The sequence below is a fragment of the Bifidobacterium pseudocatenulatum DSM 20438 = JCM 1200 = LMG 10505 genome, from assembly GCF_001025215.1.
In the GTDB taxonomy this organism is placed as follows: domain Bacteria; phylum Actinomycetota; class Actinomycetes; order Actinomycetales; family Bifidobacteriaceae; genus Bifidobacterium; species Bifidobacterium pseudocatenulatum.
Genome location: NZ_AP012330.1, coordinates 852,740 through 867,375, shown reverse-complemented (window position 1 = coordinate 867,375; position 14,636 = coordinate 852,740). Strand labels below are relative to the sequence as shown.

Annotated in this window: 13 protein-coding genes; 2 read left to right on the top strand and 11 right to left on the bottom strand. The window is 54.2% G+C overall.

Going from position 1 to position 14,636, the window contains the following annotated elements:
- The first annotated feature begins 38 nt into the window (after window positions 1–38).
- Together BBPC_RS03575 and BBPC_RS03570 are read left to right on the top strand one after the other, a co-directional pair.
- Window positions 39–836, top strand: coding sequence for an ABC transporter ATP-binding protein (locus BBPC_RS03575; protein WP_004221486.1), 798 nt, complete (start codon window positions 39–41; stop codon window positions 834–836).
- The gene (locus tag BBPC_RS03570; RefSeq protein ID WP_004221485.1) at window positions 833–1,621 is read left to right on the top strand and encodes an ABC transporter permease; all 789 of its coding nucleotides are present in this window, start codon (window positions 833–835) and stop codon (window positions 1,619–1,621) included. The genes BBPC_RS03575 and BBPC_RS03570 overlap by 4 nt, the downstream gene beginning before the upstream one ends.
- Window positions 1,622–1,762: 141 nt before the next feature.
- Here BBPC_RS03570 and BBPC_RS03565 read toward each other — a convergent pair whose 3' ends face one another.
- The 11 genes from BBPC_RS03565 to BBPC_RS09550 all read right to left on the bottom strand — a co-directional run bounded on the left by BBPC_RS03565 (window position 1,763) and on the right by BBPC_RS09550 (window position 14,635).
- Window positions 1,763–3,835 carry a DEAD/DEAH box helicase gene (locus tag BBPC_RS03565; protein WP_004221483.1) on the bottom strand — a complete coding sequence of 691 codons (2,073 nt, stop codon included), beginning with the start codon at window positions 3,833–3,835 and terminating at the stop codon, window positions 1,763–1,765.
- Window positions 3,836–3,941: 106 nt separating this feature from the next.
- The gene (locus tag BBPC_RS03560) at window positions 3,942–4,652 is read right to left on the bottom strand and encodes an SDR family NAD(P)-dependent oxidoreductase (protein ID WP_033523990.1); all 711 of its coding nucleotides are present in this window, start codon (window positions 4,650–4,652) and stop codon (window positions 3,942–3,944) included.
- Between the two features lie 171 nt (window positions 4,653–4,823).
- Window positions 4,824–6,113, bottom strand: coding sequence for a uracil-xanthine permease family protein (locus BBPC_RS03555; RefSeq protein WP_004221478.1), 1,290 nt, complete (start codon window positions 6,111–6,113; stop codon window positions 4,824–4,826).
- A gap of 160 nt (window positions 6,114–6,273) precedes the next feature.
- Window positions 6,274–7,086, bottom strand: coding sequence for a histidine phosphatase family protein (locus BBPC_RS03550; protein WP_003835331.1), 813 nt, complete (start codon window positions 7,084–7,086; stop codon window positions 6,274–6,276).
- 214 nt (window positions 7,087–7,300) lie between these two features.
- On the bottom strand, window positions 7,301–8,047 hold the full coding sequence (locus tag BBPC_RS03545) for a helix-turn-helix domain-containing protein (protein WP_004221476.1): 747 nt from the start codon (window positions 8,045–8,047) through the stop codon (window positions 7,301–7,303).
- A 28-nt stretch (window positions 8,048–8,075) separates the two neighbouring features.
- Window positions 8,076–11,261: a type I restriction endonuclease subunit R, EcoR124 family gene (locus tag BBPC_RS03540; RefSeq protein ID WP_004221475.1), complete on the bottom strand. Its 3,186-nt coding sequence runs from the start codon at window positions 11,259–11,261 to the stop codon at window positions 8,076–8,078.
- Window positions 11,248–11,811: a restriction endonuclease subunit S gene (locus tag BBPC_RS03535; RefSeq protein WP_231857850.1), complete on the bottom strand. Its 564-nt coding sequence runs from the start codon at window positions 11,809–11,811 to the stop codon at window positions 11,248–11,250. The genes BBPC_RS03540 and BBPC_RS03535 overlap by 14 nt, the downstream gene beginning before the upstream one ends.
- 64 nt (window positions 11,812–11,875) lie before the next feature.
- Window positions 11,876–12,364: an NADAR family protein gene (locus BBPC_RS03530; RefSeq protein ID WP_004221466.1), complete on the bottom strand. Its 489-nt coding sequence runs from the start codon at window positions 12,362–12,364 to the stop codon at window positions 11,876–11,878.
- Window positions 12,361–12,783 (bottom strand): hypothetical protein, encoded by a 423-nt coding sequence (locus tag BBPC_RS03525; RefSeq protein WP_004221468.1) that lies wholly within the window; start codon window positions 12,781–12,783, stop codon window positions 12,361–12,363. Before BBPC_RS03525 ends, BBPC_RS03530 begins: the two co-directional genes overlap by 4 nt.
- A 5-nt stretch (window positions 12,784–12,788) precedes the next feature.
- Window positions 12,789–13,436 carry a DUF3990 domain-containing protein gene (locus tag BBPC_RS03520; RefSeq protein WP_004221469.1) on the bottom strand — a complete coding sequence of 216 codons (648 nt, stop codon included), beginning with the start codon at window positions 13,434–13,436 and terminating at the stop codon, window positions 12,789–12,791.
- Window positions 13,437–13,444: 8 nt separating this feature from the next.
- The gene (locus BBPC_RS09550; protein WP_155403261.1) at window positions 13,445–14,635 is read right to left on the bottom strand and encodes a restriction endonuclease subunit S; all 1,191 of its coding nucleotides are present in this window, start codon (window positions 14,633–14,635) and stop codon (window positions 13,445–13,447) included.
- Window position 14,636: the final 1 nt, after the last annotated feature.

Genomic DNA, 14,636 nt, shown 5'->3' with positions numbered 1-14,636 from the left:
TGCTTCCGACCGGCAGTCAAGCGGTATGGTGTTGGATTATGCAGTATGTTTTTTCGGCTTCGAATGTTTCCTGTGTCGTGCCTGTCGATGGTGAGCAACGCACGATTCTCAGCGGATTATCCGTTGATATGAAGCTTGGTGAGATTGTGGATTTGGTTGGCCCTTCCGGATCAGGCAAGAGTAGTCTGCTTACCGCTTTCGCACGATTGAATCCGAATGCGAACGGCGATTTTCAGCTTGAAGGGCGCTCTGCCAGCGAATTCACACCGCAGCAGTGGCGTAGTCAGGTGGCGTATTTGCCGCAGAAGCCAGTATTGATCGGTTCGAGTGTGGCCGAGGCGATTCGTCTACCGTTCACATTGGCTATTCGTGCGGGCGAAGGCAAGCAAGGATTCGGCAAGAAATGGTCGTCCGGCAAGTCTCTCAAACCCGCCGATCTACTGCCGGATGATCGCATTCGAGCCACGCTTGACGCCATTGGCTGCGCGGATATTGATTTGGGGCGTGCTCCGCATGACTTGTCTGGAGGCCAGGCCGCCCGCGTGAGTTTGGCGCGCACCTTGCTTACTTCGCCAAAAGTGCTGCTTGCCGACGAGGTTGACGCCGGTTTGGATGATGAGAACGCCGATAAGGTGGCGTCCATCATGGCTCAGGCCGCAGAGCGGGGCATGACGGTGATCCGTATTCGTCATCGCCCACCGGATGGACGTGCCACGCGTATTCTTACACTGGCCAATGGCGTATTGCAAAGTGCGAATGCTCCGCGAACCACAGCAACCAATGATTCCAATGATTTCGCGGCACAGTCCGATTCGATGCAAGGAGCGCAGGCATGAGCGGCAATTACTATTCCATTGATATTTGGGGTCTGCTTATCGCATTGGTTATGGTTGCCGTGGCCGCGGGCATTTCCGAAGCGATGCGCATGGGTATTGGCAAGACACTGCTATGGTCGGCGTGCCGCGCGTTGCTGCAATTGTGCGCCATGGGTTTCATTATGGAGTTCGTCATCAAGTCGAACAATCCATGGCTGGTGCTGCTGCTGGTGATGTTCATGCTGATCGCGGCCGTGCAAATCACCCTGTCCCGTGCCAAGGGTGTGCCGAGGGGCTTGGCCGGTCCCGTGTTTTTGAGCTTGGTCATCACCATGCTCATTATGATTTCGTTGGTCACCGAATTGATCATTCGCCCGCAACCGTGGTATGCGCCGCAATTGGTGGTACCGTTGACCGGCATGCTGCTTGGCAATACCGTGTCCGCTTTGGCGGTTGGATTGAGCCGGTTCTTCGAAAGCATGAAGGAACGCCGTGACGAAGTGGATACGCTGCTGGCATTGGGTGCGACCGCTTGGGAGGCCGCACGCCCGTCCATCGTCTCGTCGATTCGTTTGGGTTTGCTGCCGACTACCGCCTCGCTGGCTTCCAGCGGCATTGTGACGGTGCCTGGCATGATGGCCGGTCAGATCATCGCCGGCGGCAATCCTATCGATGCTGCGAAATACCAGTTCCTGATTCTCGCCGCCATCGCAGCGTTGACGCTTCTGGCTGACAGTCTCATTATGGTGATGGCGTACCGTAAGTGCTTCACTGCAGACGACCAATACAATCCGATTACAGGCTGAGCAACTTTTCATATAGCCAAGCAAATTAATAGATGATCAGATTTAATAGAAAACGGTGTCCGCCAAAAGTTCATAGATTTTGGCGGACACCGTTTTCTATTGTTTGCCAGCTACGCAAACTTTGATTTTGCTTTTCAGCGATCAACGCATACGGAATGGCGCTTTCCTGATGTTCGCATGGCGATGCCGTGACTGCCCTGCATGCTTGTCGTGACGTTCGCCACGGCCGCCACGCTTGACTTCCGTATGACGGTCATAGCGTTTCGCGTCCGAGGAACGCTCGTCATGCTTCTTGCCTTTGGACCGACGATCGTCGTCATATCGACGCTCGGCACGGGCTTCAGACTTGCGCTGCTTCTTGCTTGGCGCACCCTGCTTTTTCGCAAGCTGTCCGGACTTCTTTTTTCCCGGCTTCCTGCGATTGTCGGTATTGCCGTAATCACCGTCGTTCCTACGCTTGTTCGTTGTTTCGCGCTGTTCATTGTCGCTGCGCTGCTGCTCATGCAGGCGCGTGTACTTTTCACGACGTTTGTTGTTGCGCTTTTCCTCGTGCTGTTCGCGGCGTTCCTCCTGAATTTCAGGATGTTCCCAACGATGTTCACGCGCTTCGAATTCACGATTGTCACGACCTTCGAACTTGGCGGCACGGCGTTCCGCACGGTTCTTCTTCGGCTCGAACTTCTTCGCGCTGTCGTTACGCTCCTCACGCTGGTCGCGATCACGACGATCCTTACGTTCGGACTTAAACGGCTTGCCGCCCTTGTCTTTGCCGCGATCCTTGTTACGCCCGCCGGAACGGTTCGGCCTGCCGGAACGTTCGCCGTCGGCATCCCCCTTGCCATTCTTCCTGCGGCGCGGATTTCCTACCGGCTGCGACTGCTCAAGCGTCCAGCCGAACACCGGCTCGGCCACTTCGCCAACGAGCTCCAACACTTCCGGCGAATCAGGGGTCACGTCGATCGGTTCGACCGTCAGTCCGGCCTCACGCATCATGCGACGGGTTCTGCGGCGCTGGTTCGGCAGAATGATGGTCACCACGTCACCGGAATGACCGGCTCGCGCGGTTCGTCCGGAACGATGCAGGAAGGATTTCGGATCTTCCGGCGGTTCGACCTGCACTACGAGTTCCACACCGGAAACATCGATGCCTCGCGCGGCCACATCGGTGGCCACCATAACGTTCACATCGCCGGAGTTGAAGGCGGCCAGATTGCGGTCACGCTGGTTCTGGCTCAGGTTGCCGTGCAATTCGGCCGCAGGAATGCCGTTCTGCGTTAAATCCTTGGCAAGCTTCTGCGTCTGGAATTTGGTACGGGTGAACAGAATGCGACGGCCCTTGCCGGAAGCGAGGGTGCGCACCAGCTCGTGACGGTTGCCCTGCGTGGTTTTGAACACATGGTGGGTCATCTCGTCAACGGTCGCCGTCGCGGAATCAACGCTATGCACCTTCGGATCGGACAGGAAGGTTTCCACCACTTCGTCCACACCATGGTCGAGCGTGGCGGAGAACAGCATGATCTGCGCGTCGAACGAAATCTGTCCGAGCAGTCGCTTGACTGGCGGAAGGAAGCCCATATCGGCCATTTCGTCGGCCTCATCAATAACCGCGACCTCAACCTTGTCCAAGGTGAGCGCGCCCTGTTCGATCAAATCCTCAAGACGACCTGGGCAAGCCACCACAATATCGGCACCGGCCTGAAGGTCACGGATCTGACGGGCATAACGTACGCCGCCATACACGGTGGTGGTGTTGATGCCGTATATCTGGGCAAGTGGCATCAGCACGTCGTTGATCTGGTTGGCAAGCTCACGGGTTGGAGCAAGCACCAAGCCACGCGGATGAGGCACGAAATCATCGGCGCGCCGCTCCTTGGCATGAGCCTGCTTCACACGATCAACCTCATGGCGGAACTGGCTCATATTCTCATATTCGTTGGCATCCACTTCACCCAGACGAGCGACCAGCGGAATCGAGAACGCCAACGTCTTACCGGAACCGGTACGACCGCGGCCAAGAATGTCTCGCCCAGCCAACGAATCGGGAAGTGTGTCGGCCTGAATCGGAAAAGCGGTTTTCTTGTCATCAGCCGCAAGCACGCGGACCAGCGGACCAGGAACGCCGAGTTCGGCGAATGTCAGCGGGCGTTCCTCTTCCTCGCCCATCACTTCGGAAGCGGCTGCGAGGGTATCTTCATCAAAAACGGTATCGGGCACAATGGCCTTTCATGTCAAATATTACGCACGTTGCGCAAACCTGATAACTGTAGCCTATGCCCGATACTTTTTCTTACGTTCCTTCAATCCTTCATATTCGTTATATTCACGCCGGATTGCGGTTGATTTCGATATCAGTGACGGTCAGATTCGCTTCGTTGACCAGATTGAACAGAATCACTTCGGCCAGTTGGTTGGCACGCATGAAGGTATGCTGCTTTTCTTCTGAAACGTAGTCATGGCTGTCACGGTAGAACGGGGTGTCGATGCCACCCGGATAGACACCCACGATTTTCACACTGGTCCCCTTGTATGCGGCCTGCAAACTCTTGGTGTAGCCCTTCTCGCCCCACTTGGTGGCGCAGTACACGGATTCGTTGGGATTGCCTCGCGTTGCCGCAGTAGACATAACGTTGGCGATTTTGAGATCCCGCTCACCGTCTGCTTTCAGCGTTTCCACACTCCACAACACCATGCCTTTCAGCCCCTTCAGACACTTGTCCACATCGGCCGCCTCGTATGCGGTCGGGACTTTGAACGAAGGCTGCCCGGCATTGTTGATCAGCAAATCGATATGACCGATTTTCGAGATTGCGGCAATAGAGTTCTTCACGAACGATTCGTCGGAAATATCGCCCACAAAAGCTCTGTATTCGTCGGCAGCAAAAGTCTTTGACAACTCCGTCTGACGTGCGCCATTGAAATCAATACCAGCAACGAACCATCCTTTGGCGATCAGCTGTCGAGTCAGCTCATATCCCAATCCAAGCGCGGAACCGGTGACGATAGCGATCTTCTTTCCTGCTGCAGTGCTCATCATACCTCCCTTGCCGCATGCGCATTCACTTACACGCACCATCATAAAACCTGCTCAACGCAACACATTGATCGATTGACGAAATATGTTGGAACGTTTGCATGAAAACACATACAAAAAGAACCCGCCGGTCATAAGACCGACGGGTCCGATACGGCTGATTGCCGTCCGTCACAGAATGTCCGGATCGTCCTTGGCAATGGTGCCGGTAGCCTTGCCGATGGCCTTCAGGCCGTGGTAGGCGACGAGGACCACGATGGTGCCAATGGCGATGCCGTTGAAGGAAATGCCATTGAAAGCGAACGCGAACTGGCCGATGGCGATGATCATGGTGATTGCGGCAACCATGATGTTCAGCGGCTTGTCGAAGTTGACCTTGTTCTCAACCCAAATACGGATGCCGACCATGCCGATCATGCCGTACAGCAGGGTGGTCACGCCACCGAGCACGCCAGCCGGAATGGTGTTGATGATTGCACCGAACTTCGGGCACAGGCTCAGAATCAGCGCGAACGCGGCGGCGCACCAGTATGCGGCGGTCGAGTAGACCTTGGTGGCAGCCATCACGCCGATATTCTCACCGTAGGTGGTGGTGCCAGAACCGCCGCCGAAGCCGGCGATGGTGGTGCCGAGACCGTCTGCGAACAGCGCGGTGCCGATCTGGTCGTCATAATCGCGGCCGGTCATCTGGGACACGGACTTGACATGGCCGACGTTTTCGGCGATGAGCACGAGCACGACTGGGATGAACATCGGCAGGATGGTGAAGTCGACCTGCGGCAGACGGAATTCCGGCAGGCCGATCCATGCGGCCTTGCCGATGGCGGAGAAGTCGACCTGACCACGGAAGCAGGCGTACGCATAGCCGATGATCACGCCGATGAGGATGTTGAGTCGGCCGAGCAGACCCTTGAACAACACGGCGACGAGCAGCACGGCCACGAGGGTGACGATGGCGGTGTCGGGAGCGACCTTGAAGTTGTTCCACACGCTCGGAGCCAGGTTGAAGCCGATGATAGCCACAATGGCACCGTTGACAACCGGCGGCATGATGATGTCGATCCACTTGGCGCCCGCGTAATGGACGAGCACGCCGATCAGGGCCAGCAGGATGCCGGTGACCATGATGCCGAAGGACGCGACAGCGAGGCCCTTGTGGGCGCTGGCCACGGCGGCGATCGGCGCGATGAAACCGAAGGACGAGCCCAGGTAGCTCGGCAGCACGTTCTTGTTGATCAGCAGGAACAGTGCGGTAGACATGGCCGTAAAGAACAAAGTGGTGGACGGGTCGAAACCGGTCAGAATCGGCACGAGGAACGTGGCACCGAACATGGCGATGACATGCTGTGCGCCAATTTCGGCGGTGCGCGGCCAAGTCAGGCGCTCGTCAGGCTCAACGACTTCGCCCGGCTTCAGCGTCTTGCCATCACCGTGGACCTGCCACGTGAACAGATTGGACATGTGATTGTCTCCTTAACTCTCTTTCGCGGCAAGCAAAAACGCGCCGCGTGTCACAGCCATTGTAGTGGGGCGTGGACACGGGCGCGTTGCACACGCAAGATGGGGGCATCAATCGTCGATATCAGCCAATCCGATCATGCAATCAACAGACCAACACACATCACAGGTGACGGTCAACCGCATGAACAACGTCCACCAAATCGCCATTCGACAGCACTGGACGCTTGAATTCACGCCAATCGTCCACTTTCACCGCCCAACGACCTTCCGCATCGTCGAACACCGGGCGGGCGGTCTGCTCCCAACAGAACCGCTTATGCGTACGCCCGGTCGCCGGATCACGGCGCGAATAATGGAAGCACGTACAATTAGTGATCTTCCATTCGTCGGACGCCGCACGGTGCATGAATTCCTCGTCGGACAAGTCCTCCAAAGTGAGCATAAGCGCCAGCATGAGGTCGCCGTGACTGACCATCACCACGGATTCTGCGTCCGACTTGCGGTTCAGGGATGTGAGCAGATTATGCACGCGGTTTTCGGCCACATCGGCGATCGATTCGCCCGCCGGCGGACGCCAATACAGTGGATCAGTGTTCTTGAACATCCAGTTACGCGCGTAATTGGTTTTGAAATCGTCTTTCGTGATGGTATTGATCTCACCCCAGGAGCGTTCGCGCAGCACGCGCGTCTCCTCCCATTTCGCCTTAGGCAGGGCCATCGTGGCAGCCGTCTCACGCGTGCGCACGTACGGCGAGACGAGGTAGCGGTCGAACAACGGCTGCTGTGAGACCAACCAGCGGCCGATGCAGTCCGCCTGCTTGCGGCCGGTGGCCGTAAGCCTCCACGAACGGTCGGGCACGGTGACGTTGTCCTGCGTATACAGCGAGTTGTCACCCTGTTCACCGGCACTGATAATCACGTTCGCTTCGGATTCGCCATGTCGAATCACATACAAATCAAGGGGCATTCCCATATTCGTTTATTCCTTTGCTTTCATCCACATCCTGCGCGCGTTTCCGTTCTGTCGTTCATTCGGCCGGCGCGCATCATCATTGAATACTTTCACCGTAGTCGATTCGAACGTATGCCACACGCGAAACCACATCGATTTCACGATTGGCACACCCGAAGTTCGCGATGTCGTTACGTCCGGTTCACCGCATCGCCCGCGACACGCCGAGGCGCTACTACTCCGGCCAGATGCCGTTCTGTGAATACTTGGCGCGGTACTCACCCGGTGTCATGCCGCTATGTTTTTTGAACACTTTCGAAAAGTGGCTTTGCGACCGGTATGCGAGGATCTGTGCGATCTCATTGAAGCTGTATTCCGAATATTTCAGCATGTTTTCGGCGGCTTCCATACGTTTGTCGGTAATGTATTGCGACAATGACGTTCCCGTTTCGCGTGCGAACAGTTCTGACAGATACGTGGGATTCAAATGCACGTGCTGTGCCAGAATCGCGACAGTGATTTTCTCATGCAGATGGTAGTGGATGTAGTCCATGCATTCGTTGACGGCTTTGGAATGGGTGTCGGTTTTCTGCATGTCGGCCATAGCCCAAGTGAAGAAGGTCATCATGTCGGTGTGCAGTCGGCGCACGTCTTCCGGGGTCTTGCAATTGTCAAGATCTTGAATGTACAGATCGGAGGCGTTGTATGCGTCTTCCTCGTCCATGCCGCCTTCAATGGCGAAACGCGTGGCCAAGGTAATGGTGGTGACGAAACGGTATTTCGCGTTTTTCAGAGGATCGTCCGACAGATGGCCGTATAGTCCGGAATCCCACAGTTTCGCGCTTTCCGAAATGGCATTGATGTCGCCGGAGCGCATCATGTCATACTGCTTCATTTCCTCAACGTAGCGATGGTGGCGTACCCGATCCTCACGCGAAAGAAAGTCCAGATACCCCAGTTTCGCCTCATCGACAACCGACATGATTCTCCCCCTGTTTTACTACCGTCCGCTATTTACGATCGTCCAGATCGAATCCTCCTTCAAGGATAAAGCTTTTCAGCAACTTGGTGGCGAGAAGATTCGCAGTGAATTGGGTGACAGAGCTATCCGGCTTGCTGAAAAACGCCTTTGCCAAAGGCTTGTTGATGGACGCTTTCAACCGGTCGAACCGACCAAATTCATTCAGCGTCGCTTCGGTAAGATCAAGCCGTATCATCTCGTTGAGCAAAGCTCCATCCACGCCAAACGCCTTGGTGATCTTCTCCACTTGGCTGTTCTTGGCGCTGTTAGCATAATACGTAATGTAGTCACGCAGCGTTTTGCCCTCCTCCAACTCAATCTCGCCACGCTCCACATCATGCATGAACAGTTCAGCGTACCGTTGCTCCTCCTGACTGAGCGAAGCGAATGACTTATGCAGCTCCTCCTCGGCGGATGCCAACAGGGCTGTATCTCCTCCGCCGAGTGCCTTGAGCCATTTGGTGAAGTTGGCGTTCATGTAATCCGTATCGATCAATCCCGTGTCGATTTCGGTGATGTGCCCATCAAGATCGTATGGAGCCTCAGGACCCTCACTATGGCCTTCGCCATCTCCAGCAAACAACTCCTTGTATCGCTGAACGAGAATCAGATATGTGCGTTCGTCGAGCTCCGGCCGCACAACCTCCACCGAACCATCGTCATGGGTGACGGAGTATTCACGCTGCTGCCATGTAAATCCTTGTACTTTGGCGGCTTCAAGAAAATCATTGAGTTCCGAGAACAGCTTCGCGAACTTCCGGCATGCTTCCACAGACTCCGGCAGCTTCATGAAATCCTCCACGCCTTCGGCACGAAACACGGAAGCGATCTCTTCGAAACGCGCATCCATCAGACGCACGTTTTCCGGCAGTTTCTGCACAAACAGATCAAGCGGCTTGTCTCCGGAATACAGTTTCACCGCCGCTTCGATATACCCTTTCATGGTATGCGGCTTGCGATAGTAGCGTATCGTTCCGAAGGGCTTGTCGGAGCCGAACAGTCGGTTCGTGCGGCTAAACGCCTGGATAATGTTCTCGTAGTCGATGATCTTGTCGAGATACAGCGTGTTGACCCACTTGGAATCGAAGCCCGTCAGCATCTGGTCGACCACGATCAGCAGATCCAGCCGTTCCTCGCGATGCTGATCGACCGTCAGATATGGCCGCTTGTGGGAAAGCCGCGCAGTGATGTCCTTCTTCATCTTCGGCCATGTGGGGATGATGAAATCCTTGCCGAACAGTTCGTTGTAATCGCCGATGATCTCCTGAAGCGCGTCCCCTTTGAGAATCGCGCCGTTGGAGTTATCGACATTGGGATCGAACAGCGCAGTCACATGCATCTGCGGCGCACGCTCCTTGAACAAGCGATAATAGCTGATCGCCTCGGGAATGGAACTCGTGGCCAGCATCGCATGGAATTTGTTGCCCCTGCTCAGCAATGGGAATTGGTCGAGGATATCCTCCACAACCTTGCCCTCATGCGGGGTGCCCTGCGCGTACTGCGCCGAAGTCAGGTAATCCTCAATGCCCTTGATACGTTCTCCGGCCTGCGTTTCCATAGGTCCCATCGGCATTTGATTCGGATCCATGTAATGGTAGAACACTTCGGCTTTCACCGGATCCGCTTGGGCTTCCTCAACCGTCGCCGCTTTCGCCTTCTGCAACGCGACAGCCTGGCGAACATCCTTGTCTCGGTAGGTCAACACCATGTACGGGTCGAATCCGAGTACATTGCCATCGCGGATACCATCAGCGATGCTGTACCGGTGGAGGCAATCGCCGAATACCATTGATGTGGTTGAGCCCTTCTTGCGGTTCTCCTCATGGATCGGAGTGCCTGTGAAACCGAAATACAACGCGTTCGGGAAGGAATGGCGAATATCCTGCAGCATCTCGCCGAATGTGGAACGATGGCATTCATCGATGATGAACACGATGCGTTTGCCGGCGAGCTTCTTCACTTCCTCTTCGGTGATATGCCCTTCGCCGGCCTTGATGTTGCTCATTTTCTGAATGGACGTGACGATAAGCGTGTCCTTCGGGTCGATGCTTGCCAGCTTCGCCTTGAGCACATCCGTGTTTTCCGTACCTTGCACATCGTCGACATCATCGGCGAACGAACGGTATTCGAGCAATGACTGCGTGCCCAGCTCGATACGGTCCATGAGGAAGACAACCTTGTCGGCATCCTTCGAATCGGCGACAAGCTGCGCCGCTTTGAAACTGGTCATGGTTTTGCCCGAACCGGTAGTGTGCCACACATAACCGCCCGGTCGGCCCGGAGTGCCGCTCGGCACAGGCTCGTCCCATTTGCAGGTGCGGACACGGTCGGAAATGGCGTTCACCGCTTGGTATTGGTAGCTGCGCAGCACTTTGAGGCATCCGTCCGCGGAATCCGCGACCGTGTAGAAACCGATGAGCTGATGAGCCATGGGAATGGACAACAGGTCCGACGCGAACCGTTTCCACTCATCCTGCCCGACATGCTTGTTCGCCGCTGTGGGCTCATTGTTGTAGTCAGCCCAATGGAAGAAATAATCGTCGTTGAAATCGCCTTCACCGGGATTGGCGAAGTACACGGCATCGTCCGGGTTCATCGCCACGAAGACCTGTACGAGTCTGAACAGTCCGGTGAACACGCCTTCATGCGCGTATTTGGCGATTTGATTGGTGGCCTGGCTTATGGGGATGCCGCTTTTCTTCAATTCGATGTGGATGACCGGCATGCCGTTGATAAGCAGGCAAACGTCTCCCCTGCGATCGTTCAACATCTTATTTTTAGCTGGATAAATAGGCTGTCTTGCGATTTGGTACCGGCTTTGCCCCGCTGCTATTTCCTGCCGATCATAGATCTTCAGGCTGATTTCCTTACCGTAATGAGCCTCATCCCTGGGATTATCACGTTTAATGGACACGGTCTTGCCGTTAATGAAGGAATTCAGCGCCAATGGTGTGCGCAATGTTTCGATCTGTTCGAGGATCTGCGCCATCTCACCTTTGGTAAGGCGCTGCCCATTCAATCGATCGATGCCTTTGTTGTTGTCGAACAGGATACTGGCCCAATTGTCGATAAGGTCCTGTTCAGTTGGATATTCCAACACGCCATCGGTCCATCCATGGCGCTTCAACACCGCAACCAGATCGTCTTCGAAATCCGATTCTTTATCGTAGAACATGTTTCATCTCCCCGAATGCACCGTCACTTTCTGAGCCCAATCTTACGAGCGCAACCCCTAACATCCAAGAAGCAACACCACAATACTTACGCTGATGAAGGGTGATGAGGGAGTCCAGACGGTCGAAGAACCCGCCGATTTGGCGCTGCTCGTTTTCTGAGGCAGGCATAGAAATTCCGATTGAAGCAAAGTCATCGAATTTCAAAACTTGAGTGTCCTTGGAATTGCCCTGCGAAACCTGTTGATACTGTTTTAGCAACATCGGTTGCCTAAGAAGGCGCGCAAAGAATCGTGCATAAACCTCGGAATTGGGCCTTGCTACTACATATGCGGGGCTTACGATGCCGTCGTACCGACTTGCATCTACAGCCCCCTGCCACATGCGCATACTGTTGTAAACGACATCTCCGAAATGCACTATTTTGTAGTTCGCGAGACTCGCGCCAGGATTCGTCTCCCTATCGGACTCAGATGCTGGGTATATCCCGTTGGCTACGCTGACAGACAAAATCTCTCTATCGGAAGCTCGTTCATCACTCTCCTCGAACAGTTCACCCAGCTTACGCTGTTCCCAAGCGGGGACAATTAGAGCCCGGAAAACAGCCGTATTACCATCAATCTATACGGCTGAGCTTCCTTCTTGTGAGCATTAGAGCGTATCCGAGCAGGTTCCGACCGCGCCATTGGCTCGGATTGAACCTGGCTGGGTCATGCATCGACAGGCCGATGCCCCAGATGCGGTCTTTGACGGCGCATTCCGCCAGCAGCGCGATGCCGGTTACCTCAAGCCGTGCCCCGAGTTCGGCGTTCTGTCTGAATTTGGCAAGTAATCCTTCATAGACCTCGATTTGGCGAACGCCGTTCCATACGTGATCGTCATAACCGGCCACCCGTCGGCCAAGGCGTTTGATCTCGGCCACGTCATCGGTTTCGAGGATTCGCGCGGCTGTTTCGGCATCGCTGAAACAGCATGCCTTGCGGTACATCATGTACTGTTCCATTGAGGAAAACTCAACATCATCCACAACGAAGTGCGACGGATACCAGTTGCTCAGGTACCCGTTCTCCTCATCGGGATTATGGAAGCAAACGATGCCTGTCATTCTTCGCCGACTTTCCGCACCGCAAGTTCCAGATCTAGATCATGCAGCCCGAAATAGGCTTTCTTCAGGAAGTTCAACGGCACCCTGGTAATCACTTCAGAACTGGGAAGACCGTAGAACCATTGGTAGTAGGCATAGAACTCACCGATCCAATCGGGCATGAACCCTTTAAGCGCCTTGCCGTCCTTCAATTGGTAATGCTCAGTCTCGGTGAAATACTTCCACAGCTCTTCCGCATCCATCGTATTGACGTAGGCTTTGGCTTCATCAATGCTTTTGCGTGTTTTGCTCGTCATATACGTGGCGATGAAATCCTCTGTGCTCTTGCCCGGAAACGACTGCGCCACGTAGTCGAAGAGCTTGCCTTGGCTTTCCACCACATCATCCCGGTAGACCTCTGGATATGCCTGCATTGTCATCACCCCTAGAGCAACGTGCTGAACACGTTGGTCACCGTATTGGCATCGGAATCGATAAGATCACGCATGTTCTGCCGTGCCTCAACATCCCTCTGATTGTATTTGTCGTTGAATTCGCTATAGCTGACGGAAAGTAAGCCATCTTTGACTTCTCGCAGTTGCCCATATGCCTTTTCGCTTTTGATGCAATATTGGATGCCCAGTCCGCCAAGCGACAGCAGTTCCTCCAAGATATCGACGTCCACATTATCTCGAACGAATTCTTTAGCGATGTAGAAGTACGAGGCGTTCGCACGCCAACCTTTGATGATGTCATAACTGCTGGTTTCAATGCCGTATTTGGCGATGAACTTCGCGGCAAGCACGCGATAACGTTTGGAATCGGCGGCATCACGATGCTTCATCAGCTCGGCCAGCCAGGCAAGCACGTTATGTTCCTGAAAATCCAGGATGCGCAGCCCATTCGTGTCCAGTTCGTACTGGTGGACCCAGCCATTGGACTCATCCGGCCTGCACACGGCCCATTCCTTGGCGAGCTCGACACTTTTAGTCAGATAGAAACCACGGCCATAGTCGTGTTTGTCGTTACCTAAACCGTATTCGGGGGTCACTGACTCGTGCGGGGAACCGTGAAATAGCGTGATTATTGCCATGAACACCCCTATACGAACATCTTGTCAAGCATGGATTTCTTGATATTCCGGAGTAATTCGAGCTTACGCTGATGAAGGGTGATGAGGGAGTCCAGACGGTCGAAGAACCCGCCGATTTGGCGCTGCTCGTTTTCTGAGGCAGGCATAGAAATTCCGATTGAAGCAAAGTCATCGAATTTCAAAACTTGAGTGTCCTTGGAATTGCCCTGCGAAACCTGTTGATACTGTTTTAGCAACATCGGTTGCCTAAGAAGGCGCGCAAAGAATCGTGCATAAACCTCGGAATTGGGCCTTGCTACTACATATGCGGGGCTTACGATGCCGTCGTACCGACTTGCATCTACAGCCCCCTGCCACATGCGCATACTGTTGTAAACGACATCTCCGAAATGCACTATTTTGTAGTTCGCGAGACTCGCGCCAGGATTCGTCTCCCTATCGGACTCAGATGCTGGGTATATCCCGTTGGCTACGCTGACAGACAAAATCTCTCTATCGGAAGCTCGTTCATCACTCTCCTCGAACAGTTCACCCAGCTTACGCTGTTCCCAAGGGTCAGTGAAACCAGCGAAACGAATCTCCGGATACAGGGAACCCCCTTTAGGGAACATCTTGTCGAGCATGGATTTTTTCAGCACGCAGAGCTTGTCATACTTACGCTGATGAAGGGTGATGAGGGAGTCCAGACGGTCGAAGAACGCGCCGATTCGGCGCTGTTCTTCAACCGAACAAGGCATTAACACGCTCGTATTTTCGATTCCTGTTTTGGTGATATGCACCATCGTAGAGCCATTTTTGTCAGATAGAATTCGTTCCTTGTCTCGCTCCAAAAGTTGAAATGCAAATAGTTTCTCAAGAGCTGCTTCTAGCTGCACTTTCCAAATATGATAATGGTAGATAACCTTGTTGCCATGCCAAATGTGCGGACCGAAAGTTGCTGACCATGTATACAGCAAATCACCTTCATAAGCATAGTTCTTATCTTCTAACTCAAGATTTGAATAGTACCAGGAATCATTTGTGTAGAAATTCCCGACCCGAAGAACAGGATATTTCCCAGAGGAGAGGAGCTCATTTTGCGAATATGCTCTACCGTTGATGAAATGCGCAACTTCCCCCAGCTTACGCTGTTCCCAAGGGTCAGTGAAACCAGCAAAACGAATCTGCGGAACCAACGCTTTTCCATGCTGTTCGGCCATA

Bases quoted from the DNA above. Each gene is read 5' to 3' on its own strand.
- BBPC_RS03575 (WP_004221486.1), top strand. From the start codon at position 39: ATGCAGTATGTTTTTTCGGCTTCGAATGTTTCCTGTGTCGTGCCTGTC.
- BBPC_RS03560 (WP_033523990.1), bottom strand. From the start codon at position 4,652: ATGAGCACTGCAGCAGGAAAGAAGATCGCTATCGTCACCGGTTCCGCG.
- BBPC_RS03520 (WP_004221469.1), bottom strand. From the start codon at position 13,436: ATGGCAATAATCACGCTATTTCACGGTTCCCCGCACGAGTCAGTGACC.
- BBPC_RS03555 (WP_004221478.1), bottom strand. From the start codon at position 6,113: ATGTCCAATCTGTTCACGTGGCAGGTCCACGGTGATGGCAAGACGCTG.
- BBPC_RS03530 (WP_004221466.1), bottom strand. From the start codon at position 12,364: ATGACAGGCATCGTTTGCTTCCATAATCCCGATGAGGAGAACGGGTAC.
- BBPC_RS09550 (WP_155403261.1), bottom strand. From the start codon at position 14,635: ATGGCCGAACAGCATGGAAAAGCGTTGGTTCCGCAGATTCGTTTTGCT.
- BBPC_RS03570 (WP_004221485.1), top strand. From the start codon at position 833: ATGAGCGGCAATTACTATTCCATTGATATTTGGGGTCTGCTTATCGCA.
- BBPC_RS03550 (WP_003835331.1), bottom strand. From the start codon at position 7,086: ATGGGAATGCCCCTTGATTTGTATGTGATTCGACATGGCGAATCCGAA.
- BBPC_RS03545 (WP_004221476.1), bottom strand. From the start codon at position 8,047: ATGTCGGTTGTCGATGAGGCGAAACTGGGGTATCTGGACTTTCTTTCG.
- BBPC_RS03525 (WP_004221468.1), bottom strand. From the start codon at position 12,783: ATGACAATGCAGGCATATCCAGAGGTCTACCGGGATGATGTGGTGGAA.
- BBPC_RS03540 (WP_004221475.1), bottom strand. From the start codon at position 11,261: ATGTTCTACGATAAAGAATCGGATTTCGAAGACGATCTGGTTGCGGTG.